This is a genomic window from Nonlabens sp. MB-3u-79, from assembly GCF_002831625.1.
In the GTDB taxonomy this organism is placed as follows: Bacteria; Bacteroidota; Bacteroidia; order Flavobacteriales; family Flavobacteriaceae; genus Nonlabens.
On sequence record NZ_CP025116.1, the window covers coordinates 2089228 to 2115263 of the forward strand.

A 26036-nucleotide genomic window follows, 5' to 3' on the forward strand; every position below is an offset into this window, starting at 1 on the left:
AAAGAGTTATGAATATATTGGGTATTATTCCAGCACGAGGAGGCTCTAAAGGAGTTCCTTATAAAAATATAAAAGAATTAAACGGAAAACCCCTTATTCAATACACTTCAGAAATTGCTTTAAAATCTAAATATTTAGACAGGGTTATTGTTAGTACCGATGATGATAAGATAGCTGAAGTTTCTAAATCACTAGGATTAGAAGTGCCTTTTATGAGACCTGATAATTTAGCTCAAGATATAAGTCCTACACTTCCAGTGATAAAGCATGCTTTAACTTTCTATAAAAATTTAGGTATAGAATTTGATGCCATATGTTTATTACAAGTTACATCCCCAATTAGAACTCTCGATTTTCTGAATAACTGTTTAGAAAAATTTATAGCAACGGATTCAGATTCTTTAATATCTGTTTTAAATGTTCCTCATCACTTAAATCCGCATTGGACTTTTAAAGAAAATGAGAATGGGAATTTATCAATCTCTACAGGAGAAAAAAATATTATTCCTAGAAGGCAAGATTTACCAAATGCGTATTATAGAGATGGCAGTGTTTATATAATAAAAACTGATGTTATACTTAATCAGAACTCTTTATATGGTGATAAAACGTCTTACTTTGTTAATCCTACAAAGAATAATGTAAATATAGATACTTTAGAAGATTGGAAAAATGCAGAAATAATCTTTAGACAAAAATATGAAAACTAAAATAGCATTTTATTGTGATCATGCATTTGGTCTTTATGATATTCTACCATTATTCGAAGAGTATAGATATAAAAAAAATGATGTTTATATTATAACAAGAAGTAAATATTATTTAACTGTTAAGGAAAAATTTAATGTTAAAGATGAAAATATTATATTTATAAACGATTATAATAGTCCATTAGGAGTTTTTTTTACAGAGTGGTTTAAATTATTATGCGTTAACGAAAATTTTTCTGAATTTTATCAGCAGAGAAAAAAAATAAAATTTTCTGGGTTTAAGCAAAAAGTATCTAATTCCTTTAAATTATTTAATTTAAAAAATAGTAAAGTAAATAAAACCTACAGTATACTTATAAACTTTCTTTATAGGGTATCCTTAATTAAATCATTTCCAATAAATTTTGACAAAATATATTTGGTGACAAAAGTGTTTAATCCATATTTAATTACACCATTTGAGGACAAAGTTCATTTAATTATAGAGAGTTGGGACCATCCTGCAAAAGAACCATTTTTACTAAATCCAAAAAAAGTTGAAACTTGGAATGATTCTTTAATTGAAGAATTAGAACAATATCAATTTTATAAAAAACCGATTAAAGGAAAACCTTTAAAGTTTAGATATATTGAAGAATATAACAAGGGTTTTGATGAAAAAATACTGAATAAAGAAGAGTTAGAAGATGTTTTGTTTATAAAAAATAATGATGTCGCAATTTATCCCATGTGCACTTCTTCTAGTTATTTTGCGTTTTCTGAAGAATTACGTTTTGTTAGAGATTTAGCATTAAAGTTAAATAGAGAAGATGTTCAACTCTACATTAGACCATACCCTCTGGCGCCATACAAAGATGTTTTAGCTTTACAAGAAATTCAAAATGTTAAAGTTGGTATTGGTAATAAAATTACAGATGGATTAGAGGTTTTTAGTAAAGCCCATATGTTGCATAAGTATTTAATTAATAAATATGCTAAATATGTAATAAATTTAGGAACAACTTTTGTTTTTGATGCAGCTTTGGTGAACTCTAAATGCAAAATTATTCAGATTAAAATCGATATTAATACTTACGGAGATTTAGGGAAATATTCTAGAGGGGTACATATCACTAAATATTTACATACAAAAGATGCCTATGAATTTAAAGATTTAGAAATTAATAAAGCTAATTCATCTTTTAAAGAATATTTAATTAATTGGTTAAATCATTAAATGAAAGTACTATTAAAACTTTTCTCTTTGAAATTTCTTGCAGCCATACTAGGCGTGACCTTTTCGATATTGCAGATACGTTATTTTGGAGCTTCTCGATTGATAGAAATTTACTTTGCTGCTCAGAGTCTAGTTTATATTGTGACTTCATTGACTCAAAGTGGACAACTTTCTGAAATATTTTTGCCAGTATATCATCAGCTCAATGCAATCAAAGCCAGAATGGGATTCAAGGCACTCAACTTGATCCTATCGCGCATGTTGATTTTTGGTCTACTATTAACGGTTGCAGTTTTCTTTTTGACACCATATATCATTCAATTGACCGTTCCTGGATTTGAACCGAGTGATCAAGAATTTGCTACTCTGATTTTTAGAGTATTATTACCTTACTTATTGCTTCAAATCATCAACTCATTCTTTATCAATATCTTGAATGCTGAAGAGAAATTTGGTCGTGCAGAGTTACTAGGTCTTATAAATAGTGCACTCAACGTTCTTTCTTTAATTGTCTTTTTCCCTTACTTGGGTATTTGGGCGCTTGTCGTTTCCTTATTGTTAGGTAAATGTATTGAATTTTTATTTTATTTAGTACAGTTGGCAAAGTTAGGTTACAAGCCAGCTTTTATCTGGAGACTTGAAGGGTTTGATCATACAGAATTCTTTAAGGCCGCGAGAAGCACTGTAGGCTATGCAGTTTCAACCCAAACATATACGATGGTGCTAACCGCAAGTATTTCTTATTTACCAGAAGGTAGTTTTGCTATTTTCAAATATTTACAGAATCTATCTAGTAAGATTCAGAATCTGGTTGTACAGCCTTTTGTGACAATCTTCTTTACACTCTACAGTAAGTCCCTTGATTCTATGGACTATTTAAATGATCTGTTCCAGAAAAACATGAAAAGTCTACTGGCGATCAATGCATTTTTAATTATTTCCATATATCTCTTAGGAGAACAAGCGATCGAAGTAATTTGGGGTGGCGATAAATTTCAGGGTGATGATGTACAGCTGGCATATAACTTTTTTCAATTTAATGCCATTGCTATTTTAATAGGATCTATTAATTTGATGTATAGAAAAATGAGTGTTGCTGACGGTAAAGGAAAAATGTTGTATAGATACTGGACGGTTTCTCAGCTTCTAAGCGCTTTGTTTTCGTATCTATTAATATATCTTTTTGACATCAATGGTCTGTTGTTCGTAATACCTATGAATGTATTGCTGCTAACAATTGCGACATACATTGTTTATAAAAAAGATTCCATAATTCTAAACTTTAATTATTTTGATAGAGATATCTTAATATTATCAGCATTGGTATTTGTAGCCATATTTATTCAATTTTACTTTGAATTTGAGGCGAAATTTTCACTCGAATTTTTTATCCGCATATTTATAACTACGTTATTGTGTTCCTACCCTATTTATCTTGCAATAAAAACATATAGAAAAGTGTTCGTCAGATTTTAATTTATTGCTGGTATTCAGGATGGTTCACTTTCGCGAAAGCAATAACTACATCAACCTAACGTATACTATAAAGTACAGATATCATTACATTTGTAACGCTTGCGGTCAACCTAATAATGATGATAAAAAAAATGGTAAAATACACTAGGATTATTATTAAGTCCTTCTGGAATTATATTATCAGAAGATTCTTAATGAATTTTCCTGCACATTGGTTAAGAGCGATGATTATGAGGTCATCTTGTAATTGTTTTGGAAAAAACTCATCTGTTTTGATGGGTGTAGAATTTAGGGTGCCAAAAAACATCACGGTAGGAAACCATACGGTGATTAATAAAAATGTGCTTCTGGACGGTCGTGGCGGTCATTTGAAAATAGGTAACAATGTTGATATAGCCCAAGAAACAAATATATGGACGCTTGAACATGACGTACATGACGACTATCACATTGACATTGGTGCCGGCATTACCATAGAGGACTATGTCTGGATTGCTTCACGAGTGACTATTCTACCAGGTGTTACTATAGGACGCGGTGCTGTGGTCGCTTCAAACTCGGTAGTAACAAAAGATATTCCGGCGATGACCATATACGGTGGTATTCCTGCAAAACAGATAGGAATCAGAAAAAGCGGATTGAAATATCAGCTCAACTACAAGCCGTGGTTTCAATGATGCTTAAAGTTTTAAATAACCTTTATCTTTGTAGTCGCTTGGAGCAATGCTTATTGTCAATTATTTTTTTATGCCAGAAAAAGAAATTAAAATTTCATGTTTACCTATTGCTGGTCTAGAGAACCCTTATCAAAAGTTAATGATGGAAGGTATCGCCTCAAAGGAAGACCTGCAAGTACGGTATGGTTTTGACGGTAAGTTCTTTGCTATTCTTAAAACTGCCGTTTTGCAAAAACCAGATGTTTTACATCTGGACTGGATTCAGAAATATTATATACGCCGTAAAGAGTGGATGATCTGGCTGTTGTTCCCTTTATTCATTATGGAAGTGTTCCTTGTAGATAAGTTCACTAATGTGAAATTAGTCTGGACGCTTCACAACATCATTCCACATGATCTTAATAATATTGGACCTAAAAAGTGGTGCAGATCTTTTTTTGCTCGTTCTTGTGATTGGATACGTGTTTTTGATGAAAAAAGTATACATAAGGCAGTAGCAGCACTAAACGTTACCAAGGATAAATTTAAGGTGGTTCCAGAGGGTTCTTATGTCGATTACTATAAGAACAATACTACAAAAGAAGCAGCACGAAAGGAGCTTTTCCTAGCAATGGATAACTTTGTGTATTTGTACCTAGGCTCTATAAAACCATATAAAGGTATTGAGAACCTGTTGCTAAGCTTTAAAAGGCTAAAAAATGAAAGGGCTTTTCTGATCATAGCAGGGAAAAGTTTTAACGACGAATATTTGAAGGGATTAAACATTGATCACCCTAGAGTCAAGCTCCATGATGAATTTGTTCCGGATGATCAACTAGATATATATTTTAATGCGGCAGATGTAGTTGTGTTACCATTCCATAGTGTGGAGAACTCAGGTTCTGTAATTCTGGCCATGGGATTTAAAAAACCAGTAATTGCACCTAATATGGGTGTCCTTCAGCGACGGCTTAATAATCAGTCTGATCTTCTTTATTCTGACAGAATAGAATTTCAAAAAATAATGGAAACCGTATCTTTTAGAAGTGATCTCAAAGAAAAAGGTCAAAGTAACTTTGAAGAACTAAAAAAGTACCAGTGGTCTGATTTTTCTAAACAATTTGCAAAATGAAAGTAGCATTTATTACTTCGACCATGTTTTCTTATAGAAACGGCCCTGCAAATTTTGCAATTAATCTATGGAAGTTGCTTGAAAACTTTAATCGCGAACATATTTATTTTCAATTCTTCACTGAAGAAACTCCTGACCTAGTTGTATCTGAAATCAGTAAAGTTTCCTTAAAATGGTCAAGTCGACTAGGTTTTGTTTCTATGTTGGGCAGACCTCTCGATTACGCTGCTGCCATTAGAGAACATCAATATGATGTAAGGATTTGGAACTTTAGTCTTGTTGCTTCCTGGATGCTGCTTAATAAGAAAAATTCTGATAAAACAAAAGATGTAGTTTTTGTAAATGACCCATTTAGCGCTGGTTTCAAAGGTTTTAACTGGAGTAGAACAAGCATACGCTATTGGGCCTTTAGACAGTTCGAGCGCTTCTCTTGCCGTAAAGCAGATATTGTAGTTGCCAATAGCGATGTTTTGAAAGAACTCTTGATTAACGAATATAATTTATCGACTGATAAAGTTAAGGTATTACTAAAAGGTATAGACTTTGATGAGATCAAGGTTAAAAAGCATAATTATTACATTGATACAAAATCGCCAATTAAAGTATGCTTTGTTAAATCAAATCATGTTGCCGGCGGGCTGAAACTACTCTGTGATTCTTTAAGCCTATTACCTTATGAGTTTTCTGTTATCGTGATCGGTCCTCGGGTGATTGAGCCTTATTTTTACGATTACCAAAACATAAAAATCAACCTAAAAGGAAGACAAAAGAAGGAAGAGGTTTACCATACGTTGGCTGAGTCTGATCTTTTCGCCGTTCCGTTTTTATTAGAGGCTTTTGGTCAGATTAATATGGAAGCGTTTCAAGTAGGGGTTCCAACCTTAATTTTGCCTACAGATTATCAAATGTTACTGCATGATGATAGTTATGCCCATATTCCTCTATCTACAAAAGTAAACGATATTTCAGAATCGATTGAATCAATCATCCAGATGCCTGAAATACAAAGAGAACAACTTGCTGTTCATGGAAGAAATACAGTTAGCTCAAAATATGATCGTTCCGTTATGGCAGACTCAATGACCAAAATATTACAAGATTTATGAATAATCTAGATAGGTGGCTGGCAGGAATAGCCGCTACACCTTTATTTATATTATTTTCTGAAGTTCTTGAAGTACCAGCATCAGTTTCAAATGTTTTGTTGCTTGTAGTTCTGGTAATTCCATTTTTTGTGGTTGGTGTTTTTAAAAGAAGATATCATAACTTTGGAAAATATTCTTTTGTAATTTTACTTAGTTTGGTCTTGGTAATCTTCAATATCCTTTTGTCTGAAGATATTAAATTGAGTTTGCAATATTGGATAGTATACCTTGTCTTTACCTATGGATTTTACATCTGGTGGTGCGAAATAGATAGCTCTGAAAACAGAACTTCGATTATTTTAAGACTAACCTCTAGAGTAGGCGTTTATGTTGGAATATCTGCTCTGGTGATTTTAATATTGCTAATGGCTCTTGAAATTAATGACCTAAAGACATTTAACTCATTGGGAATTATATCTGGATCTGCTATTTGTTATTTGTGGTTTGTAAAGGGTATTAAGACCAGATTCAAATGGCTTTTGATAGCTTTTCTAGCGGTCGCTTTGTTTATTAGTCTAAGTAGGAGTAGTCTTGTTTTTACCATCCTAACCATATTTATGGTCGAAATCCTATTATCCAATCAAGGCAAGATTAGAAAGGCGTTCATCGTATTTTCTGGATTAATCTTTGTTTTCTTTTTTTCAGGGAGCTTATTAGACTGGCTTTCACAAAAGGAATTGAGTGGAATTACCTCATTCTCACAAATTCAAAATCTGAATGACGATCGCTCTAGGTTGATTGAAAATTTTATGGAAACCTATGATGATAATTTCTTTACTGGCTATGGAATTAATGTATCTTACCAAGAATTATCATCATGGGATATCGTGGATAACCTTCACGTTCATAACGGTATTCTAGATACCGTACTTCAAGTAGGGATTCCTTTGGCGATAGTTTTCATAGTGTTTTATTTATTGGCTCTGAAACGATCATATCACTTAGCCAGAAATAATAGTTCTTTTGCGGCGATTTTCGGTTTTTTGACCTATTATGCATTCCGAAGCTACGGCGAATCATATTTTATGTTGAACATAGGAAACCCAATGTCAATTTCCGTAATAATATTGGTCTTATTTGTTTTAAACCTAAAAAATGAGAAATAAAAAAATTGCTGTTTTTATGCCGTATGCAAATCCCCATGTAATGGGTTGGCTTATAGAATTGCGAAAGTTTAATCAAGTTATTATTGGAGTTAAAACTTCTGTAAAAGAATTTAGGGAGGGTTATTTTGACAAACAAGACAACTTGGAAAACGTTTTTTACTTTTTTAAAAGAGGTCAAGAAGCACTTTTTTATAAAGAATTAAATCGTATGGATGTATTAATAACCTTAGGGATATTTGATCCATTACTTTTCAAATTACGTCTATCTGCGCCAAGGTTGTCTTCCATATATATACTTTCAGAACCCTATAACCCTATAACTGGGAGGCAGCCGTTATTCATAAGGCGTTTGTTTATTTGTCTGTTCAAGATATTTTATTCTCAGGTAAATATTTTATGCATTGGTGGCGCAGAGGTAAAGAAATACTATTGGAATTTAGGCTTTAAAAACGCTAAATATTTTAATTTTGGTTATTTCCCCGAATTATGTAGTCCCCAAGATTTATTGAAAACAAAAAAAAGAAATTATCACACTACCAATTTTTTATATGTAGGTCAATTAATTGAGCGCAAGGGAATTAATTGCTTAATGAAGGCTATTAATGACTTATCCAATTACACCGAAACAACCGATTGGAGGTTTGATATTATAGGTAATGGTATCTTAGATCAAGAGGTGATTAAGGTAGCCTCATTGTATGAAAATGTCCATTACCATGGTTTAATTTCAGATTTTACTCTGTTAAATGAATTTTACCAAAATGCAGATATTTTAGTCGTACCATCCCTTTTTGATGGTTGGGCTGCTGTTGTCAACGAAGGGATTGCAAATGCTTGCGCTATCATTGCCCGAGACACCGTTTATTCAACTAAATCTTTGGTAGAAAACAAAAAAAACGGTTTTATTTTTGTTGAAGACGATCAATTATTATCATTGCTTTTAATGTATCTGAATGATGATATAGACATTTCTAGTCATCAAACTTACTCTCTTAAAATTTTTGAGGAGTGGAACCACATCAACGCTGCCAGATCGGTAAGCAGATTGATAGATAATCACCCAAATGATAACGATTTACTTTTAAAAGAGCTCTAAACATGCAACCTCAAGTTATATTATATAGGATTGGTAATTTTATTCATAGAAAAGGCCTATTTCGAATTGCGCGTTTGATGGGTTATGTGAATCGTATCATATTTGAGTATTGGCTTCCTAGTTCGGCGAAAATAGGTTACAATGTTAAATTAGGCTATTGGGGAATTGGCGTAGTCGTACATTCTAATTCAGTAATTGTTAATAATGCTACCATAGGGCAAAATGTAACTATAGGGCGTAATTTCGGTGATTCAAAAGTGCCCGTCATAGGTAATGATGTTTACATTGGAACAGGCTCAATGTTGTTTGGAGAAATAATTGTAGGAGATAATGTTATTATCGGTTGTAATTCTGTCGTTAATAAGGACATACCTTCAAATTCAACTGTTGCCGGTAACCCATATAAAATTCTTAAGGAGAACAGAATCGAAAAGTACTATGAATTGGATAAGGTGAGAGCTACAACTTCTAAATAGCTGACGGTGCAAATAAAACTATTTTTCAATTTATTAAACAATATGGGATGGCGCTACATTAACTTCCGTGTAGGGCATTTAATTCAGGTGAAATTAGGATGGTTTCAAAAAAAATTTCCAGCTTCTCCTCCACATAAGAGCTTTATAACTTTGAATGATTGGAAGCAATCCCAAATTCCTTTTCTAATTAATTCCAAAGAGGCTATTGAATTAGATAAAAATCTATCTGAAAGTTTAGAGTCTCGCTTTCGCGAAAGCTTAAAAAACAACATCACCTTTTTTAATAGCCAGCAATTTCAATTGGACAAAGAAACGCAATGGTCTGTTAATCATAGCAATGGGTATAAGTATGATGTAGATAAGCATTGGTCGAAAATACCAGATTTATCTAAGGAAGCAGGAGATATCAAGTTTGTTTGGGAGAAAGCTAGATTCTCCTACCTATATGATATCTTGAGATACGACCACCACAGTGCATCAGATCAATCCAGCTTTGTACTTAGTGAAATAGAAGACTTCATTGATAGCAATCCTATAAATTTAGGACCACAATATAAGTGCAGTCAAGAAATAAGTTTACGTATTCTGAACTGGACCTATGCGATTCATTTTTACAAGCATAGTGAGGCATTAACACCAGTTTTATTTGATAAAATTATTAACTCTATATACTGGCAACTTCATCATGTAAGGCAAAACATTCATTTTTCACGTATTGCCGTACGCAATAATCATGCGATAACAGAGTCATTGATGTTGTATGTATCAGGTTTGCTTTTTCCTTTTATACCAGAGAGCCAAAAATGGAGTAAAGAGGGCTTAAAATGGTTCGAACAGGAAATAGACTACCAGATTTATGAGGATGGTACCTTTTTACAGTATTCTATGAATTACCATCGTGTGGTTGTTCAACTACTGACATGGGCGATACGTTTGAACGATTTAAATGGGTTACGCTTTCGCGAAAGCGTTTACACAAAAGCACAGAAATCACTAGACTTTCTTGATGCCTGCCTTGATGAAAATTCTGGCACCTTACCTAATTATGGCAGCAATGATGGGGCTTTGTTTTTCAAATTTACCGATTTGGATTATCGCGATTATACGAGTCAGTTGGATGATTTAAGAATGGCGATGCACAACGAGGCGGTGCTACCATCAGAAAGTTTTGCTTGGTATGGAATGAGTGATCCTGCAATTATAGATCGTCCACAACCCGAACTAGCCTCTTTTGATATAGGAGGATATTATATTATAAATGAAAATAAGGTAAAGACTTTTATACGTTGTGGAGCTTATAAAGACCGACCAGCACAAGCAGATAATCTACATCTAGATATATGGGTAAATGGGATTAATTATCTATGGGATAATGGTAGTTATAAATACAATACGGAAGATACGTATATCAAACATTTCACTGGTACAGCAGGTCATAATACAGTCACCATAAATGACAACGACCAGATGTTAAAAGGGGGGCGTTTTATATGGTTTCACTGGATTAAAAAAGCACAAGCATCACTAACAAAGAACTCCAACTATATTTTTGACGGTAGTATTGATGCTTATAGACAGCTGGGAACGATCAATCATAACAGAAGAGTTGAAAAAACGCCAGGTATATTAGAATGGAATATTACAGATAAGGTTAGCAGCAATCAAAATCAGGAGATAAAACAACATTGGCATATAAACCCCCTTGTTCAAGAATCTATTACCTTTGTAGCGATAGATGCAGAAGGTAAAGAGTTGCTACCTACTGTTGAAGAAAAATGGCACTCCAGTTATTATGGTATTAAAGAAAAATCAATGGCTCTTTCTTTCTCAACATTGTCAACATCTATTAGTACTCAATTAATAATCAAAGCATAAATGCGCATATTACTTATACATCAGTACTTTTTAGAAAAAAATGATGGTGGAGGATCTAGATTCAATGAGATGACGCGCACATGGGCAATTCAAGGTCATACGGTTACCGTACTAGCAGGAATGGTTCATTATGCAACAGGGGAAAAAGCACCTCAATATAAAGGCAAGTTTACCCTCCATGATTATCAGTTTTATGATGGGGTTGATGTCATGCGGTGTCATGTTTCGGAGACTTATAACAGTAGCTTTCTAGGCAGGCTATGGGCTTATTTTAGTTTTGTTTTTAGTAGTGTTTATGCTGGTTTATTTAAAACAAAAGGGAAGTTTGATGTGATACTGGTTACGTCACCACCATTATTTGTTGGTATTACGGCATATGTTTTATCCATTTTTAAAAGAATTCCTTTTATGTTTGAAGTTCGTGATTTATGGCCAGAAAGTGCTATAGATACCGGCGTCCTTCAAAATAAAATCATTATCAAATTTGCTTATTGGTTTGAAGCATTTATATACAGAAAAGCAAAATTAATTAATGTGCTTACCCCAGCCTTTAGAACGAAACTCATTGAAAAAGGAGTTTCAGAGCAAAAAATTATTTTTATTCCAAATGCAGCTGATTTCTCATTGGCAGAAGCGGTTCAAAAAGATTTTAACGCTCAAGAATTTAAAGAAAGCCTTGGACTTACTGGTAAATTTGTAATTACCTATGTGGGGGCTCATGGAGTGGCTAATCACTTGATACAACTTCTAGATGCAGCGGAATTTCTGAGGGATACAAATGTGGTTTTCCAATTGATAGGTTCTGGGATGCAAAAACAAATGCTGATAGCTGAAAAAGAAAAACGTCAATTAGATAATGTTATATTTAGAGAGCCAGTTGCAAAGGCAGAAGTATTTAAATACATATTAGCGTCAGATATGGGAGCTTCTGTATTAAAGAAGGTGGATACATTCAAGACCATTTATTCTAATAAGACCTTTGATTATATGTCTTGTAAAAAAGCTACCTTACTAGCCATTGACGGAGTAAGTAGGGAACTCATCAATGAGGCTAATTGTGGAGTTTATGTGGAGCCCGAGAACCCTAGCGCGATTGCAGCTGGAATACGCAGGGTTTTAAATGACCCAAATAAACTTATAGAAATGGGAGAAAATGGTTATAACCACGCCTTGCAAAATTTTGACAGGAAAGTCTTAGCATCTCGTTATCTAGATCATATGAAAACAGTTATCAAATAATGTATAGATATTTTTTAAAGCCTCTATTAGATAGTTGTATCGCTTTGGTAGCGTTTATTTTTTTGCTTCCAGTTTTTATGGTGGTCTTTGTTTTTTTATTGATTACAAATTCAGGTTCTTCATTTTTCTATCAATTACGTCCAGGAAAGCACGGAACCATTTTTAAAATAATCAAGTTCAAAACCATGAACGATAAGAAAGATGTAAACGGAAACTTGTTAGCAGATGATCAACGGCTTACTAAAGTCGGTCAAATAATAAGAAAAACTTCCTTTGATGAAATCCCTCAATTACTTAATGTCATTAAAGGCGATATGAGTATTGTAGGTCCCAGACCTTTATTGCCTCAATACCTTAAGCTTTATTCCAAACAGCAAGCAAGACGTCATGAGGTAAAACCTGGTATTACGGGATGGGCACAAGTCAATGGGCGTAATGCCATCAGTTGGGAAGAGAAGTTTCAACTGGACGTATGGTATGTAGAACACCAATCATTTTTATTAGATTTGAAAATCATTTTTAAAACTTTTAAAAAAGTGTTTGTTTCAGAAGGTATAAGTCAAGAAGGTCAAGCTACTACTACATTTTTTAAAGGCTCCTCTAATGAATGATATATATATTTATGGTGCAAGTGGGCATGGAAAGGTAGTACTGGATATAGCACTTAATTTAAATTTAGCAATAGCAGGATTTGTTGACCGTAATCCATTGTTAAGTAAGTTTGAAGGCTATGAAGTAATTAAATCTGTACCCTCAAAAGCCAACTATATAATCGCCATAGGCGATAATTCCATAAGACAAAAGATAGCTCAAACAAGTTCTGGCGATCTTTTACCAGCTTTAATACATAAGCATGCCATCATAGGGGGGAACGTTCTTTTAGGACAAGGAACAATGGTTGCTGCAGGAGCGATAATCAACCCTAGTGTGATAGTGAAGTCAAATTGTATTATTAATACGGCTGCGGTTATAGAACACGATTGTGTTATAGAAGACTTTGTTCATATATCTCCAAACGTTACCTTATGTGGTTCTGTAATTGTCGGGAAAGGAACACATGTAGGAGCAGGTGCTGTCATTATTCCAGGTGTTAAAATAGGAGATTGGTGCACTATAGGAGCAGGTACCGTTGTAATAAAAGATATTCCAAACGGCGCAACCGTTGTTGGTAATCCAGGGCGTATTATAAAATCTATTTGATGCCTATCAAATTAAATAGCATTCTGGCACTTCTTTTATTAATCATCCTATTCCCGTTTTTGTGCTTTGCTACCTTACTTGCAGGAATATCAACAAAATATTTTGGACTATACACTCAACAGCGCATAGGTCAATACGCTAAGCCATTTACCATCTACAAACTCAGAACCATGCAAGATGGTAAAGTGACCAGAATGGGTAGATTTCTTAGAAAGACTAAAATAGACGAGCTGCCGCAATTAATCAACATCCTTTTAGGCGACATGTCTTTTGTAGGGCCACGTCCAGATGTTCCTGGATACTATGATCAACTTATCGGAGATGATAGAAAAGTACTAGAGCTAAAACCAGGCTTAACCAGTCTTGCGGCTATTAAATACCGTAACGAAGAAGAACTCCTTAAAAACCAAAACCATCCTTTACTTTATAATGATCAAATCATTTTTCCAGATAAAGTAAAAATGAATTTAGAATATTTAGATAAGCGCAGCTTTTTTTATGATATGAAAATCATACTTCTTACGGTGAAATCTCTTTTCAGGTAAATAGGTATCAACTACCTTTACCAAATAAATTACAATGATGTCTTTAGATAAAATATGGCTTTCTTCACCTCATATGGGAGGAACGGAGCGGAATTTCGTAACCGAAGCTTTTGATACCAATTGGGTCGCCCCATTAGGGCCAAATGTTACAGGATTTGAGAAGGACCTAGAAGCCTATCAAGCAGAAAACACTCATGTTGCGGCACTATCTAGTGGAACGGCAGCGATACATTTAGCATTGATCCAAGCAGGAGTAGGACCTGGTGATGAGGTGATTTGTCAAAGCTTTACCTTTTGTGGTACGACTAATCCAGTACAATATTTAGGAGCAACCCCTATCATGATAGACAGTGAAGAGCAGACTTGGAACATGTGTCCAGTCGCCTTAAAAGAAGCCGTAGAAGACCGAATCGCAAAAGGTAAAAAACCCAAAGCTATTCTTGCCGTACATTTATATGGGATGCCTTATAAAGTGGAGGAGATCCACGCTTTCGCGAAAGCGAAACAAATACCAGTTATAGAGGATAGTGCCGAGTCTCTAGGCAGCACCTACAAAGGACAGAAGTGTGGGACTTTTGGTGATTATGGAATCTTGAGTTTTAATGGGAATAAGATCATCACGACTAGTGGTGGTGGCGCGATGGTTTGTCCTACTAAAGTGGTAAAGGATAAAACTATATTTTTAGCCACACAGGCACGTGACGAAGCGCCTCATTATCAACATAGCGAACTAGGCTATAATTATCGTTTAAGTAACATATCTGCTGGCATAGGTCGCGGGCAAATGGAAGTACTGGACAAGCATATAGATTTACGTCGAGCAATGAATAGCTTTTATCAAGAGTTGTTTAAAGATATAGCTGGAGTTCGGGTACATGTAGAGCAAAATGCAGCTATTTTTTCCAATCACTGGCTCAGCGCCATATTGGTAGATCCTTCAAAAACGGGAGGCATCACAAGAGAAGATATCAGACTCGCATTAGAAAAAGAAAACATAGAATCCAGACCTTTATGGAAACCTATGCATTTACAACCCCTATGCAAAGACTTTCCTTACTATGGAGGTAAGATTTGTGAGACCCTATTTGAAAACGGATTGTGCCTGCCGTCTGGGTCTAATCTCACCGATCAGGATCGAGGACGTATCGAAAAAGCGATCAAACAACTATTTAAAATTTGACATAATGATTATAATGAGTTACTACCAGTTGATTTGATATACAGTCCTGCACCAAGAAGCAGCAGAAACCGAGGTAGGCCTTCGCATTATTGTTGAAGTCAGAAGTAGCGCACCAACTGGAAACATTGCGGTTGGTAACGACGAATGTGGACTATATTCTTCGTTTATCGATTAAATCGGCTGAAAATCGAAAATAAAATAAATATATTTGATTAATGTTGGTAAGTAGGTTATGTTAGCTGATCTGACAGTCAGGAGGATCTGAATAAAAATTTAAATTAAAAATAAGTTATGCAACTTAAAAAAACGATGTTTGTATTAATTGCCCTTTTGGCATTTGTTAGTTATGCAAATGCACAACCAGGTTTCGATCCAGATGTAGAAGATGTAGCACCCATTCCAGGTTTACTCTTAGCTGCCATAATAGGTCTTGTCATAGGCGCAAGAAAAATATACCATAAGAAATAAAATTATTTTATTTTAAGGGCAATGTACATACATTGCTTTTTTTTTTATGCTACTTTTACATCGGGGAAATGAAAACAGAATACTTCAGAAATAGAGTCGCACAAATATTTTGGAATGGAGATAATTCTCTTCAATTCAAGAACTTAAGGTATCTGCCACGTTGGGTGGTGGTGGCCATAGATTTGTTATTGGTGATGATCTCCTTTTATTTTTCATTTCTGGTAGTTGACAATATCACTTCTACGTTTTATAATGTGCTATCGATTTATCAGCAAGCCGTATTTATAATTCTTGTTTATGTAGCTTCTTTTTTTACGTTCAGCACCTATTCTGGTTTGATCAGGCACAGTACCTTTGTTGATATTTTTAAAATTGTTGTGGCCTGCGCATCAGCCATGTTAGTTTTGATAGCAGTCAATTACAGTTACTATTTTGTTTATGGCCAAAAGGTGTTTTTAATGCCATTTCTGATTGTCAATATGACGATCTCTTTTATCACACTTTTGTCCTTTCGATTGTTTGTAAAAAGGGTTTATTCTTTTGTTTCCAAAGGCAAGCAGAAAAGCTATAACGTTCTTATTGTAGGAGTTAACGATGATAGCATCGCACTTGCTGAGGCATTGACCACATCAAAAAATCAAAACTTCAATCTGGTTGGTTTTATATCTTTTAAAAAAGACCATCAGCGCATCAAGATTCTTGGAAAACCTATCATTAAATACGGGAGCACCTTTTATGATAGAATTGCTCCCATGAAAGTGACAGGAATGATCATTGCTGGTTCTCAATTATCGATCAAGCAAAAAAATGAGTTGGTAGATAAAGCACTGGCTAATAATTTGAAAATATTTAATGTGCCTGATATCACTCAATGGACAGATAAGGATGATGTTACTTCTAAAATTAAGGAGATACAAATTGAGGATTTGTTAGAAAGAGATGCCATACATTTAGAAGATTCTGAGATCTCTAATTACCTGCAAAACCGTGTGGTTTTGATTACTGGTGGTGCAGGATCTATAGGAAGCGAAATTGTGCGACAGGTATCTGGCTACCATCCCAAAAGCATTCTTGTTCTTGATCAAGCAGAATCCCCTTTATACGATCTGGAGTTGGAGTTAAAAGAAAAATTTCCAAGCATATCTTATCAAGTAGTTTTAGCCGATGTAAGGCGGAAAGATCGATTGGAACAAATTTTTAAATCTAACGATATCTCGGTTGTTTTTCATGCCGCTGCCTATAAGCATGTTCCTATGATAGAAAAGAATCCTAGAGAAGCCGTTTGTGTCAATATTTTAGGTACTGTAAATGTAGCAGACCTTTCGGTAGCTTATGGTATAGACCGTTTTGTAATGGTAAGTACTGATAAAGCGGTCAATCCAACGAACGTGATGGGGGCGAGTAAAAGAGCGGCCGAAATATATGTGCAATCTTTACAACAAAAATCTGAAGGGGACACCAAGTTTATTACCACTCGTTTTGGAAATGTATTAGGATCTAACGGATCGGTGATTCCGTACTTCAAAAAACAAATTGAAAGTGGTGGTCCTGTAACAGTAACACATCAAGACATCATCCGTTATTTTATGACCATTCCAGAGGCCTGTCAACTGGTTCTTCAGGCAGGTACTATGGGTAAAGGAGGGGAGATTTTTGTTTTTGATATGGGGAAACCCATAAAAATTATGGACCTGGCAGAACGCATGATCAAACTTTCTGGCTTCCAGCCTTATGAAGATATTGATATTAAAATTATTGGATTACGGCCAGGAGAGAAGTTGTACGAAGAGTTGCTGAGCGATACCTCTACCAGCATGCCTACGCACCATCAAAAAATAATGATAGCAAAAGACCAAGCTATTTCTTATGAAGATGTTTTAAACCATATCATTGAAATAGCTGCAGCAGCACAGCACGAGAATGATGTTTTTGTAGTCGGTAAAATAAAACAACTCGTACCTGAATATATTAGTAAAAACAGCGTATTTGAGCTATTAGATCAAAAAGTTAATCTGTAGAAATCCCTACCTTTGCCCACATGAAAAATAAATTATTTAAAGCGGGGCTGTTAGTCCTTTGTGTCACTTTGCTGTCTTCTTGTGTGTCGAAGAAAAAGATACTATACTTGCAGGATATTGATACCTCATTAACTACAAATGAGCTCAATTATAAGTCTTTAATTAAGAAGGATGACATTCTTAGAATAACGGTTACCAGCGAAAACATGGAACTCGTTCAACCTTTTAACCAATTTATTGGTCCTACAAACCAAGGTAGTTTAAATGGAGCAGGGCAACAAGGACAGTTATTTGGTTATTTAGTAGACAATAATGGTGAAATTGTATTTCCACTCCTAGGAAGTATTATAGCTGCTGGGAAAACCAGAGAAGAAATTACGGAGTTTTTACAGTCTGTATTGCGTGAAAAATTTGTAAAGGATGCGGTGGTGGACGTAAGAATCGTCAACTTTAAGGTAACGGTTTTAGGGGAAGTAAATAATCCGGGCACCTTTAACCTAGATTACAACCGTATTACTTTACTACAAGTTATAGGGCAAGCAGGAGATTTAACCATTTATGGCAATAGAAAAAACCTTACTATTTTAAGAGATCTGGATGGAGTGCAAACTTCTCATAGAGTAGATTTAACGAATTCAGATTTTATAGATTCGGAGTTTTATTATTTGCAGCAAAATGATGTGGTAGTTGTAGAGCCTAATTATGCACAAGTGCAGGCAGCTGGCTTTAATAGAAACGCTTCTCTTTACGTTTCGGTAGCCTCTGTCTTAATATCTCTAATTGTTATTATATCAAGAAACTAATAAGCTATATGAATAATTCAAATTTTGAAGCTGATACAAACCTTTCTTTAAAAGATCAGATATATCAATACTTAAGACATTGGCCTTGGTTCCTCCTAAGCATACTTATATTTTTATCTCTAGGTTATGCATATTTGAGATATACGACCAGACAGTACCAAGCATCTTCAAAAATTTTAATTAAAGATACCGAAGGTGGAGGTGGCCTTTCAGAATTTTCGGCTTTAGGGGATTTAGATGTACTAGGAGGTTCATTTAACTCTGTAGAGAATGAAATGCAAATACTCCAATCCAATAGATTGATCAACCAAGTGGTGGAACATTTGGATTTGAATATCGTCTATTCTAGAATTGGTAACATTAAATCTACCAACATTTATAAAAACAGTCCGATAAAAGCCACTTTACTCGATAAAACGGTACCTGAATCTATGTTTCTAACCGTAAGGAATATAGACAGTCAGACTATTGGAATAAAGTATTTAGATGGTGATTATACCAATTACTCTTATGGATCGGAGTTTGAAATAGACGGTGTAAAACTTTTGATATTACCTAAATCTATACTAAAGTCATCTGGTAAGGAAGAGAAGGCAGAAGAGAGTGCAGAATGGGACGAGATCTCGATTACTATGGAGCCTAAGGCTAAAACCACTAAGTCAATTGTATCTAAGCTCCAAATTTCAAAAATTGACAAGAGAGGAAGTGTATTGGAGTTAAGTTTAGTTGATCCGGTCAAAGAAAAGGCAGAAGATATATTGGATAACCTAGTGGTGGTTTTTAATGAGGATGCTATTAAAGATAAGAATGAAGTTTCTAGAAATACGGCTCGATTTATTGATGAGCGCCTAGCAGCTATCAGAAAAGATTTGGACAGTTTAGAAAGAGGAATACAACGTTTTAAAACATCAGAGAGTGTAACTGATATTATAGCAGAGGCTACTCTTAATTTAGAATCTTCGTCCAGTATAGGAAGAGAGGTTGTCGTGGCGGGAACTCAGCTAAGGCTAGCCAAACTGATGAAAAGTGAAATAGACGTAGACTCTTTCAATTTTATCCCTCAAAACATGGGACTGAAAGATGTGGATCTGGAACAAATAACCTCCACCTACAATACACTTTTACAAGAGTACCTCAATTTTAAAGAAAATGCGACCTCAGAAAACCCAGTCCTTAAAAGGCTAGTGGATCAACTCAATAGTTTAAAGCAATCTATAATCCTTTCTTTAAACAATATCATCAATTCAATGAGCATTCAACAAGAAAGTCTTAATAAAGAGCTCAACAAAGTCTCAGGGAAAATAGCTGATGTTCCAGAAAATGAAAGAGTCAATAGAGATATAGAAAGAGATCGTGTGGTCGTAGAGGCTGTTTATTTATTGCTGAATGAGAAGAAAGAAACTACTGCCATCTCTCTTGCAGTGACCGCACCTAAGGCAAAAATTGTTGACTACGCATTAGCATCTGCAACCCCTATTTCTCCAAAACCGCAAATAATTTATCTAGCTATGTTGGTATTGGGTTTACTGCTTCCCGGAGCCTTAGTCTATGGGCGATCTATTTTTTACAATAAAATAGAGTCAAGAAAGGATATCGAAAAAAACCTACCTAATATTAATATACTAGGAGAAGTCCCTAAACTCGATAAAGACAGTAGCGATTATATACAATTGAACGATCGATCTGTTTTAGCAGAATCTTTTAGAATCCTAAGAACCAACCTTCAATACAAACTAAATGCTGTCAATCATGACAACACTAAAGTTGTTTTGGTCACTTCAACAGTTAAAGGTGAAGGAAAAACCTTGGTAGCTTTTAATCTTGCTAATACGTTTTCTTACAGTGGCAAAAAAGTGTTATTAATAGGAGCAGATATCAGAAACCCTCAACTACATCGATACTCTGATACAATGTCAAAAAGGACTCCAGGGGTGACAGAGTATTTGACTGATGACAGTTTAAAATTAAAAGACCTGGTCATTACCTCTTCAGTAAATAAAAATTTAGACATCATTTTGTCGGGGGCTATACCGCCTAATCCAGCAGAATTATGGATGATGGATAGAACCAAAACCTTATTTGATGAAGCTAAAGAAAACTATGATCTGGTCATTGTCGATAGTGCACCTACCATATTGGTAACAGATACCTTGCTCATCAATAAATACGCTGATGTTACTACTTATATCACACGCGCTAATTATACGGACACTTCTTTATTAGAATTTGTTGCTGATACTATTAAAGAAGGCAAATTGAGTAATGTGGCTATTGTAGTTAACAACGTCAAACTCGCTAACTTTGGGTATGGTAATAAATATGGCTACTCTTACGGTGAAGAAAAAAAGACCTTATGGAGTTCGTTTAAGAGTAGATTTGAAGAGAAACGAACTTTCGAGTAAAAGGCTTTCATTTTAAAGATCAAATACAAGCTTGTGGTTTTCCACAAGCTTTTTTATGGACGGAATTTTCTTTTTCTTTATCTTAATTTCCTTGATTTTTTCTATGTGAGACACCTTGTGAGCATCAGTTCCTAGGTATTCATACATTCCTTTATCCAGAAGGGATGTCGCTTTTGTAAAAGCTTCCTCTCCATAATGACCAGATAAGGAGAGCAAATTGAGTTGTAGTTCAAATCCGCGCTCTTTTAAATCCTTAAGATCATCTATTGATTTTATATAACGATAACGTTCTGGATGGGCCAGTATAGGAATCAAAGCTTTTTGGCACATTTTAAATACCAACTCTTCCAATTGATCAGGACGTTGGAAATAAGACAGCTCTGTAAGCAGGTAGTTCTTGTGAAGACACAGGTAGTTGTTTTTCTCTATAATTTGATCAAACTGCCCATCCATCATATATTCTGAAGCAGTATTCAAGATAAAGCCTTTGGCATTTGTTGCGGCTAACGCTAACTTTGTTTCTTGGAAATTAGCAGTGATTTTAGCTACATCATTATTGTAATAATCTTCCATGGTATGTGGCGTAGCAATAGCGTTCTTTATACCTATAGCTTTCATGGCTTTAATCATCTCTAAAGTAGTCTCTAGATCAGGTGAGCCGTCATCCATTCCAGGTAAAAGGTGGTTGTGAATATCAGTAATGCCATCTAGTAGATCTACCAGATACACGGATTTATTAAAAAAAATCATGAATTAAAGTTTTAGAAGTTGTTGTACTTCTTGCATTTCATATTCTACTGGAAATAATTCTTCCATGATAATAATGTATTCAGAATTTCTTTTTAAAGAATTTTGTAAATGAAACTTTCCTTTTAAGAGATCTCCTTTTTTGAAGTAAAGACCTGCGAGTCTATATTCCAGCTCCACTTCTTCGGGATAGAATTCTAAGCCGCTTTCTATATTAGAAATGGCAGTATTTATTTCACCTAGGTGAAGAAGTAAGTCACCTCTATTGATCCAGGTAGAAAGCTCATAATTACCTAGCTCTATAGCTCTGCGATAGCCGTATTCGGCTTCCTCTACAAAATTAAGCCTTCTATTGATAGAAGCATACTTGGTCCAATACAGCGCATTATCTGCATCTGTTTCTGTTGCTTTTTCTATATAACTGAGTGCTTTTTGAAAATCCAGCCTTTTGGTGTAAAAGCTTACTATAGATAACCATCCTTTATCAAGCAATGGATCTTCCTTAACGCATTGTTTGAAGTACTTGATTGCCTTCTCGTCAACGCCTAATTTTTCAAAACATTTCCCCAACCTTAAATAGGCAAATGAAGTAGGGTCGTCTAGTGTAAGTGTAATTTGATAATTTTCAATGGCTTCGTTATACCTGCCTAACTTTTCAAGGACTTTACCTTTTTCTAAGTATGCTCCCACAAAAAAATCGTCAGAAATAATAGCAAATTCAAATGCTGAAAGAGACTTTTCATACATTTTTAAGTCAAAATATTGTTTACCTACTTGATGCCATGCCACCTCACTATAAGGATTCTTATCTAGAAATAGATTTAAGAAGTCTATAGCTTGTTGGTGTTCTTGTAAAAAATCAAAACAATATATGATATTGTAAAGAGCCGAGTAGTCGGTATCGTCCAGCTCTAAACACTTCATAAAATTCACCTTGGCGTTAGAGTAGTCTTCAATAAAAAGAAACTCCATACCAATTAAATTATAAACATCGGCTTGGTCCAGTGTGAGGTCTAAAGCTGTTTTAAGCAGCTCTATAGCCTTATCATGGCGTTCGGTCTTTGAAAAGATATTAGCCTTTTGAATATAGATTTCAGAATTTTGTGGCTCGATTTCAAAAAGCTCATTGAGCACTTGCTCTGCTTGAGAAAACTGATCGTCAAATATATATACCTCTGCTTTAAAAAGTTTTAAATTAACAGCAGTTGGATGCTGAGAAATACCTAGACTTATGGCTTTACGAGCCAATGCCATTTTACCTTCTTCGAGGTAATGTTCAATTATTTGATCAAACTCATCACTGTCAAAGAATCCAACTTCGTTAGATTTCAACATGAGTTCAAATTTTTTGATGCTTAAATCTCCATCACTGTTTAAATCAAAATGCATACACAGAATATTAAGAATTCTTGTTTTACTAAGTTCAATTTTTTTGCCAAAGTCTCCGCAAAAACAAGATATCTCTTGTCAACAACTTATAAACAGGTTGTTTTATATCTGTCGGTCATAAAATTCTTCGGTGACTTCTAGTAGTATTCTACACGCAAAATCAATTTCAGAATTGGTAATCGTATAGGGCGGAGTTATTCTTATAGCTCGTTTTTCATAGAGTAATAAAAAGAAGATAACACCTCTGTTGCGGCACTCATCTACTATTTGTGTCGTGAACTTATCGTCTGGGAGTAAGGCTAAAAGCATCAATCCTTTACCTCTTACCTCTAGAATATTTTTGTGTTGTAAGCTTTCGCGAAAGCGAGATTCCTTATCACACATCTCTTCCATATAGTTACCCCGTTCTATTTCTGTAAGTGTGGCAAGTGCCGCTGCGGCGATGACAGGATGACCTCCAAAAGTCGTTATATGGCCCAACATAGGCGATTGCTTGAAGTAAGACATATGTGCCCTGCTCGTCGTTAAAGCCCCAATAGGAAGACCGCCAGCGAGGCCTTTACCTGTGATCACCATGTCTGGAACGATCTGGTGTTGCATAAAATAAAACATACTTCCGGTGCGACCTATCCCAGGTTGGATCTCGTCTATAAGGAGTAAAGCGCCCATTTCTTTGCAACGTTTACTTAACTCCTGCATCCAAATCTTGCTCGGAATCTTAAATCCTGCGCCACCTTGAATACTTTCTATAATGACGGCAGCAGTAGTTGTCGTAATCAATTTCAGGTCTTGCATACAGTTGAAGTTGATATGCGTAATGTCGGGTAGTAAGGGCCTATAAGGAGCTTTACGCTCTTCATAATCCATAAGACTCAGGGAGCCCATTGTGTTACCGTGATAGGCTTTTTTCATTGCGATAATCTGAGAACGCCCCGTCACACTGCGAGCTAGCTTTATGGAAGCTTCAATAGCTTCAGTACCGCTGTTAACCAGATAGGTAGTTTCTAATGGGTCGGGTAGCAGCGATGCGATTTTCTTGCACAATTGTACCGCTGGTTCTTGAGAAAACTCTCCATAAACCATGACGTGCATATAAGTGTCGACCTGTTTTTTTATTGCTTCTGTGATGACTGGATGGCAGTGACCTAGTGGCAGCGCACTAACACCTGCAACCATATCTAAGTATTTATGACCTTGTTTGTCATAAATATAATTTCCTTTTGCACGATCTATTTCTATTCCAGGAGCAAAAGGAGTTGTCTGTGCCTGATAATGGTAAAAATCATCCTTCATTTCCTGCTTTCTTTTTTCTAATATAATCAGGGGTGTCTGTAGCTCTTGTTTTTAAATCCTTTTCTTTTAATCTGGAATTTTCATTGATCTCAAACTTTTTGTCTTGTTTGAAAAAATCTTCTTCTATTTGGGGTAAAGGGATTCCTTGAATAGGAGTGAGTACTGGAGCTGGTTTTCCTTTAAACAGGTCTTCCTTTGTTGCTATCATTTCATCCCCGCGCCAGATAAAACCTCTTAAGGTACGAGCATTCTCAGGCAGCTCGTCTGGAGGGTAGGTGATGTCTTCTACATTGTCCAGGTTGGTTATAATAGACATCTCTTTATTGTCAAAGAGTATTTCCATTCTTCCACTAGTTCCTTTATTAATTCCTATAAGTTGCTGTTCTTCATTACGAGAATAAACAAGATTTTCTACATTTTTATTGACGTTAACCACCTCAAGTTCGCTGGAATCATTAAACTTTCCAAGCAGTTCTTTTCCTTTGATCTGGTTAAAACCACCACTACTATCTTGATCGATAATAAAAGCGTTGTAGAACACGCGCAAACTATCGAGTTTCTCCGTTTTAGTATTGCTTTGAATATGTATGCTGTCCCCTGTCAGCTGGCTTTTGCCACTCCATAAAACAGGTTGTGTAATCATCTTAGTAAGTCCGGTACTTTGTCTGGTAATAATAGAATCACACCTGCCACTTAAATCACTTTTAAAAAGCCTGACATCATAAAAGCCTCTTACAATTCTATCGTCTTCTGGGCCGGTGACCATCAATTTATCAGCATGTATATAAACACTGTCTTGATTTTGAATAGAAATAGCAACAGCTCTCTTGGTGATGAAAACGGAGTCTTTTGCCCGATAAACCTCCGCATAATGGCCTTTTATGACAGACTTATTTATGGTATCGGTCACCACTATATTGTTGGTTGCACTGGCAAACGACCTTGCTCTATTAAAGTACAAGCTGTCTCCAGTTACTGTACGGTTATTGTAATCTATTCTAGAGTTTTTTATAAAATAACCTTCATCTGCTCGGGTATCATAAAAACCTCGTTCGCAATAAACGGTACTTGTTTTTCCTTTTATAGTGGAGGGTCCATACATATAGGTATGTCCTGTTTCGGTATAAAAATTAAGGTGATCACTGTCTATGGTATATTCTGGATTGGTCACTTTTACATTTTCGAGAAATTGATATCTTTTCTCGGCAATAAAATAGCGTCCTATCCTGCTTTTTAGGGTACTAGCAGTATCTGTTACAGTACCACCGCTTCGGTAATACGCCTGTTGTTTGGCACGATCAAAAAATAAGCTGTCTGTTTTTAAAGTAGTTCCAGGGTTTTTCATATCCACATTGCCACTGGCAAAAGCAAACTGCGTCTTACCATTATATTCTGCTTTTTCAGAACTCATTCTTATAGAATCGCCTTGATTCATACGAACATTTCCGAAAGTTCTTATAAAATTATCTTGCCTATAAAAAACAGCACGATCACACCACATTTGAATTCCTTTGTGTTGCACATAGACTTGATTCTTACCGGTTCCAGCATAAACAACGCCTCCAGGAAAAAGCTCTTCATTTATTTGACTAAAACCCCCACCAGCACTAGTCACCTTAATCAAGGAATCGTTTGTTTGCGTCTGACCTATACATAGGCACACATTACATAAAACAAGAAGCCAAATTAAATTTTTCAAATAGGTGGTTTTTCTGTGTTCAAAATTACAAAATTGACGACTACAAATCAGATAGGAGGCGACAGGGAAATATAAGCATTATATAGACTTTGATTTTAATCTAAGCAGATCAAAGCATACTTTAAAAATCAAATTAGATAAAGATCAATAGTTGTAAAATCTGTA

Annotated in this window: 23 protein-coding genes; 19 read left to right on the top strand and 4 right to left on the bottom strand. The window is 35.2% G+C overall.

Annotated features, from left to right (window positions below; all coding sequences use genetic code 11):
• Window positions 1–8 precede the first annotated feature (8 nt).
• From CW736_RS09225 to CW736_RS09310, 19 genes are all read left to right on the top strand, one after another.
• Entirely contained in the window at window positions 9–710 is a 702-nt protein-coding gene (locus CW736_RS09225; RefSeq protein ID WP_101013672.1) for a cytidylyltransferase domain-containing protein, read from the top strand.
• On the top strand, window positions 700–1926 hold the full coding sequence (locus CW736_RS09230; protein ID WP_101013673.1) for a hypothetical protein: 1227 nt from the start codon (window positions 700–702) through the stop codon (window positions 1924–1926). Before CW736_RS09225 ends, CW736_RS09230 begins: the two co-directional genes overlap by 11 nt.
• Entirely contained in the window at window positions 1927–3402 is a 1476-nt protein-coding gene (locus tag CW736_RS09235) for a lipid II flippase MurJ (protein ID WP_101013674.1), read from the top strand.
• A gap of 194 nt (window positions 3403–3596) precedes the next feature.
• Window positions 3597–4079, top strand: coding sequence for an acyltransferase (locus tag CW736_RS09240; protein ID WP_198519315.1), 483 nt, complete (start codon window positions 3597–3599; stop codon window positions 4077–4079).
• 70 nt (window positions 4080–4149) lie between these two features.
• Complete coding sequence (locus CW736_RS09245) at window positions 4150–5190, top strand: glycosyltransferase (RefSeq protein ID WP_157810919.1); 1041 nt, start codon at window positions 4150–4152, stop codon at window positions 5188–5190.
• On the top strand, window positions 5187–6296 hold the full coding sequence (locus CW736_RS09250; protein WP_101013676.1) for a glycosyltransferase family 4 protein: 1110 nt from the start codon (window positions 5187–5189) through the stop codon (window positions 6294–6296). Before CW736_RS09245 ends, CW736_RS09250 begins: the two co-directional genes overlap by 4 nt.
• Window positions 6293–7441, top strand: coding sequence for an O-antigen ligase family protein (locus CW736_RS09255; RefSeq protein ID WP_101013677.1), 1149 nt, complete (start codon window positions 6293–6295; stop codon window positions 7439–7441). Before CW736_RS09250 ends, CW736_RS09255 begins: the two co-directional genes overlap by 4 nt.
• The gene (locus tag CW736_RS09260) at window positions 7431–8537 is read left to right on the top strand and encodes a glycosyltransferase family 4 protein (RefSeq protein ID WP_101013678.1); all 1107 of its coding nucleotides are present in this window, start codon (window positions 7431–7433) and stop codon (window positions 8535–8537) included. The genes CW736_RS09255 and CW736_RS09260 overlap by 11 nt, the downstream gene beginning before the upstream one ends.
• Window positions 8538–8539: 2 nt before the next feature.
• Complete coding sequence (locus CW736_RS09265) at window positions 8540–9013, top strand: serine O-acetyltransferase (RefSeq protein WP_101013679.1); 474 nt, start codon at window positions 8540–8542, stop codon at window positions 9011–9013.
• 6 nt (window positions 9014–9019) lie between these two features.
• Window positions 9020–10888, top strand: coding sequence for an alginate lyase family protein (locus CW736_RS09270; RefSeq protein ID WP_157810920.1), 1869 nt, complete (start codon window positions 9020–9022; stop codon window positions 10886–10888).
• Complete coding sequence (locus tag CW736_RS09275) at window positions 10889–12127, top strand: glycosyltransferase family 4 protein (protein ID WP_101013681.1); 1239 nt, start codon at window positions 10889–10891, stop codon at window positions 12125–12127. It begins immediately after the preceding gene.
• A complete protein-coding gene (locus tag CW736_RS09280) occupies window positions 12127–12738 on the top strand; it encodes a sugar transferase (RefSeq protein ID WP_101013682.1) in 612 nt (203 codons plus the stop codon). The genes CW736_RS09275 and CW736_RS09280 overlap by 1 nt, the downstream gene beginning before the upstream one ends.
• Window positions 12731–13327, top strand: a complete 597-nt coding sequence (locus CW736_RS09285; RefSeq protein ID WP_157810921.1) for an acetyltransferase — start codon at window positions 12731–12733, stop codon at window positions 13325–13327. Before CW736_RS09280 ends, CW736_RS09285 begins: the two co-directional genes overlap by 8 nt.
• A complete protein-coding gene (locus tag CW736_RS09290; protein WP_101013683.1) occupies window positions 13327–13872 on the top strand; it encodes a sugar transferase in 546 nt (181 codons plus the stop codon). The genes CW736_RS09285 and CW736_RS09290 overlap by 1 nt, the downstream gene beginning before the upstream one ends.
• Before the next feature lie 37 nt (window positions 13873–13909).
• On the top strand, window positions 13910–15052 hold the full coding sequence (locus tag CW736_RS09295) for a DegT/DnrJ/EryC1/StrS family aminotransferase (protein WP_101013684.1): 1143 nt from the start codon (window positions 13910–13912) through the stop codon (window positions 15050–15052).
• Between the two features lie 291 nt (window positions 15053–15343).
• The gene (locus tag CW736_RS14060) at window positions 15344–15520 is read left to right on the top strand and encodes a hypothetical protein (protein ID WP_157810922.1); all 177 of its coding nucleotides are present in this window, start codon (window positions 15344–15346) and stop codon (window positions 15518–15520) included.
• 68 nt (window positions 15521–15588) lie between these two features.
• On the top strand, window positions 15589–17538 hold the full coding sequence (locus tag CW736_RS09300) for a polysaccharide biosynthesis protein (RefSeq protein ID WP_101013685.1): 1950 nt from the start codon (window positions 15589–15591) through the stop codon (window positions 17536–17538).
• Window positions 17539–17558: 20 nt separating this feature from the next.
• Complete coding sequence (locus tag CW736_RS09305) at window positions 17559–18341, top strand: polysaccharide biosynthesis/export family protein (protein ID WP_232735332.1); 783 nt, start codon at window positions 17559–17561, stop codon at window positions 18339–18341.
• A gap of 8 nt (window positions 18342–18349) precedes the next feature.
• Window positions 18350–20743, top strand: coding sequence for a GumC family protein (locus tag CW736_RS09310; RefSeq protein ID WP_101013686.1), 2394 nt, complete (start codon window positions 18350–18352; stop codon window positions 20741–20743).
• Window positions 20744–20755: 12 nt separating this feature from the next.
• Here CW736_RS09310 and CW736_RS09315 read toward each other — a convergent pair whose 3' ends face one another.
• From CW736_RS09315 to CW736_RS09330, 4 genes are all read right to left on the bottom strand, one after another.
• Window positions 20756–21493, bottom strand: coding sequence for a tyrosine-protein phosphatase (locus CW736_RS09315; protein WP_101013687.1), 738 nt, complete (start codon window positions 21491–21493; stop codon window positions 20756–20758).
• 3 nt (window positions 21494–21496) lie between these two features.
• On the bottom strand, window positions 21497–22879 hold the full coding sequence (locus CW736_RS09320; RefSeq protein ID WP_101013688.1) for a tetratricopeptide repeat protein: 1383 nt from the start codon (window positions 22877–22879) through the stop codon (window positions 21497–21499).
• Window positions 22880–22981: 102 nt separating this feature from the next.
• The gene (locus CW736_RS09325) at window positions 22982–24172 is read right to left on the bottom strand and encodes an aspartate aminotransferase family protein (RefSeq protein ID WP_101013689.1); all 1191 of its coding nucleotides are present in this window, start codon (window positions 24170–24172) and stop codon (window positions 22982–22984) included.
• Window positions 24162–25871, bottom strand: coding sequence for an OstA-like protein (locus CW736_RS09330; protein ID WP_232735333.1), 1710 nt, complete (start codon window positions 25869–25871; stop codon window positions 24162–24164). Before CW736_RS09330 ends, CW736_RS09325 begins: the two co-directional genes overlap by 11 nt.
• Window positions 25872–26036 lie beyond the last annotated feature (165 nt).

What these genes read in the sequence shown, in the direction of transcription:
- CW736_RS09260 (WP_101013678.1), top strand. Translation starts at nt 7,431, where the DNA reads ATGAGAAATAAAAAAATTGCTGTTTTTATGCCGTATGCAAATCCCCAT.
- CW736_RS09290 (WP_101013683.1), top strand. Translation starts at nt 13,327, where the DNA reads ATGCCTATCAAATTAAATAGCATTCTGGCACTTCTTTTATTAATCATC.
- CW736_RS09325 (WP_101013689.1), bottom strand. Translation starts at nt 24,172, where the DNA reads ATGAAGGATGATTTTTACCATTATCAGGCACAGACAACTCCTTTTGCT.
- CW736_RS09230 (WP_101013673.1), top strand. Translation starts at nt 700, where the DNA reads ATGAAAACTAAAATAGCATTTTATTGTGATCATGCATTTGGTCTTTAT.
- CW736_RS09240 (WP_198519315.1), top strand. Translation starts at nt 3,597, where the DNA reads ATGAATTTTCCTGCACATTGGTTAAGAGCGATGATTATGAGGTCATCT.
- CW736_RS09250 (WP_101013676.1), top strand. Translation starts at nt 5,187, where the DNA reads ATGAAAGTAGCATTTATTACTTCGACCATGTTTTCTTATAGAAACGGC.
- CW736_RS09275 (WP_101013681.1), top strand. Translation starts at nt 10,889, where the DNA reads ATGCGCATATTACTTATACATCAGTACTTTTTAGAAAAAAATGATGGT.
- CW736_RS09265 (WP_101013679.1), top strand. Translation starts at nt 8,540, where the DNA reads ATGCAACCTCAAGTTATATTATATAGGATTGGTAATTTTATTCATAGA.
- CW736_RS09225 (WP_101013672.1), top strand. Translation starts at nt 9, where the DNA reads ATGAATATATTGGGTATTATTCCAGCACGAGGAGGCTCTAAAGGAGTT.
- CW736_RS09310 (WP_101013686.1), top strand. Translation starts at nt 18,350, where the DNA reads ATGAATAATTCAAATTTTGAAGCTGATACAAACCTTTCTTTAAAAGAT.
- CW736_RS09315 (WP_101013687.1), bottom strand. Translation starts at nt 21,493, where the DNA reads ATGATTTTTTTTAATAAATCCGTGTATCTGGTAGATCTACTAGATGGC.
- CW736_RS09255 (WP_101013677.1), top strand. Translation starts at nt 6,293, where the DNA reads ATGAATAATCTAGATAGGTGGCTGGCAGGAATAGCCGCTACACCTTTA.
- CW736_RS09285 (WP_157810921.1), top strand. Translation starts at nt 12,731, where the DNA reads ATGAATGATATATATATTTATGGTGCAAGTGGGCATGGAAAGGTAGTA.
- CW736_RS09295 (WP_101013684.1), top strand. Translation starts at nt 13,910, where the DNA reads ATGTCTTTAGATAAAATATGGCTTTCTTCACCTCATATGGGAGGAACG.
- CW736_RS09320 (WP_101013688.1), bottom strand. Translation starts at nt 22,879, where the DNA reads ATGCATTTTGATTTAAACAGTGATGGAGATTTAAGCATCAAAAAATTT.
- CW736_RS09245 (WP_157810919.1), top strand. Translation starts at nt 4,150, where the DNA reads ATGCCAGAAAAAGAAATTAAAATTTCATGTTTACCTATTGCTGGTCTA.
- CW736_RS09305 (WP_232735332.1), top strand. Translation starts at nt 17,559, where the DNA reads ATGAAAAATAAATTATTTAAAGCGGGGCTGTTAGTCCTTTGTGTCACT.
- CW736_RS09235 (WP_101013674.1), top strand. Translation starts at nt 1,927, where the DNA reads ATGAAAGTACTATTAAAACTTTTCTCTTTGAAATTTCTTGCAGCCATA.
- CW736_RS09300 (WP_101013685.1), top strand. Translation starts at nt 15,589, where the DNA reads ATGAAAACAGAATACTTCAGAAATAGAGTCGCACAAATATTTTGGAAT.
- CW736_RS14060 (WP_157810922.1), top strand. Translation starts at nt 15,344, where the DNA reads ATGCAACTTAAAAAAACGATGTTTGTATTAATTGCCCTTTTGGCATTT.
- CW736_RS09280 (WP_101013682.1), top strand. Translation starts at nt 12,127, where the DNA reads ATGTATAGATATTTTTTAAAGCCTCTATTAGATAGTTGTATCGCTTTG.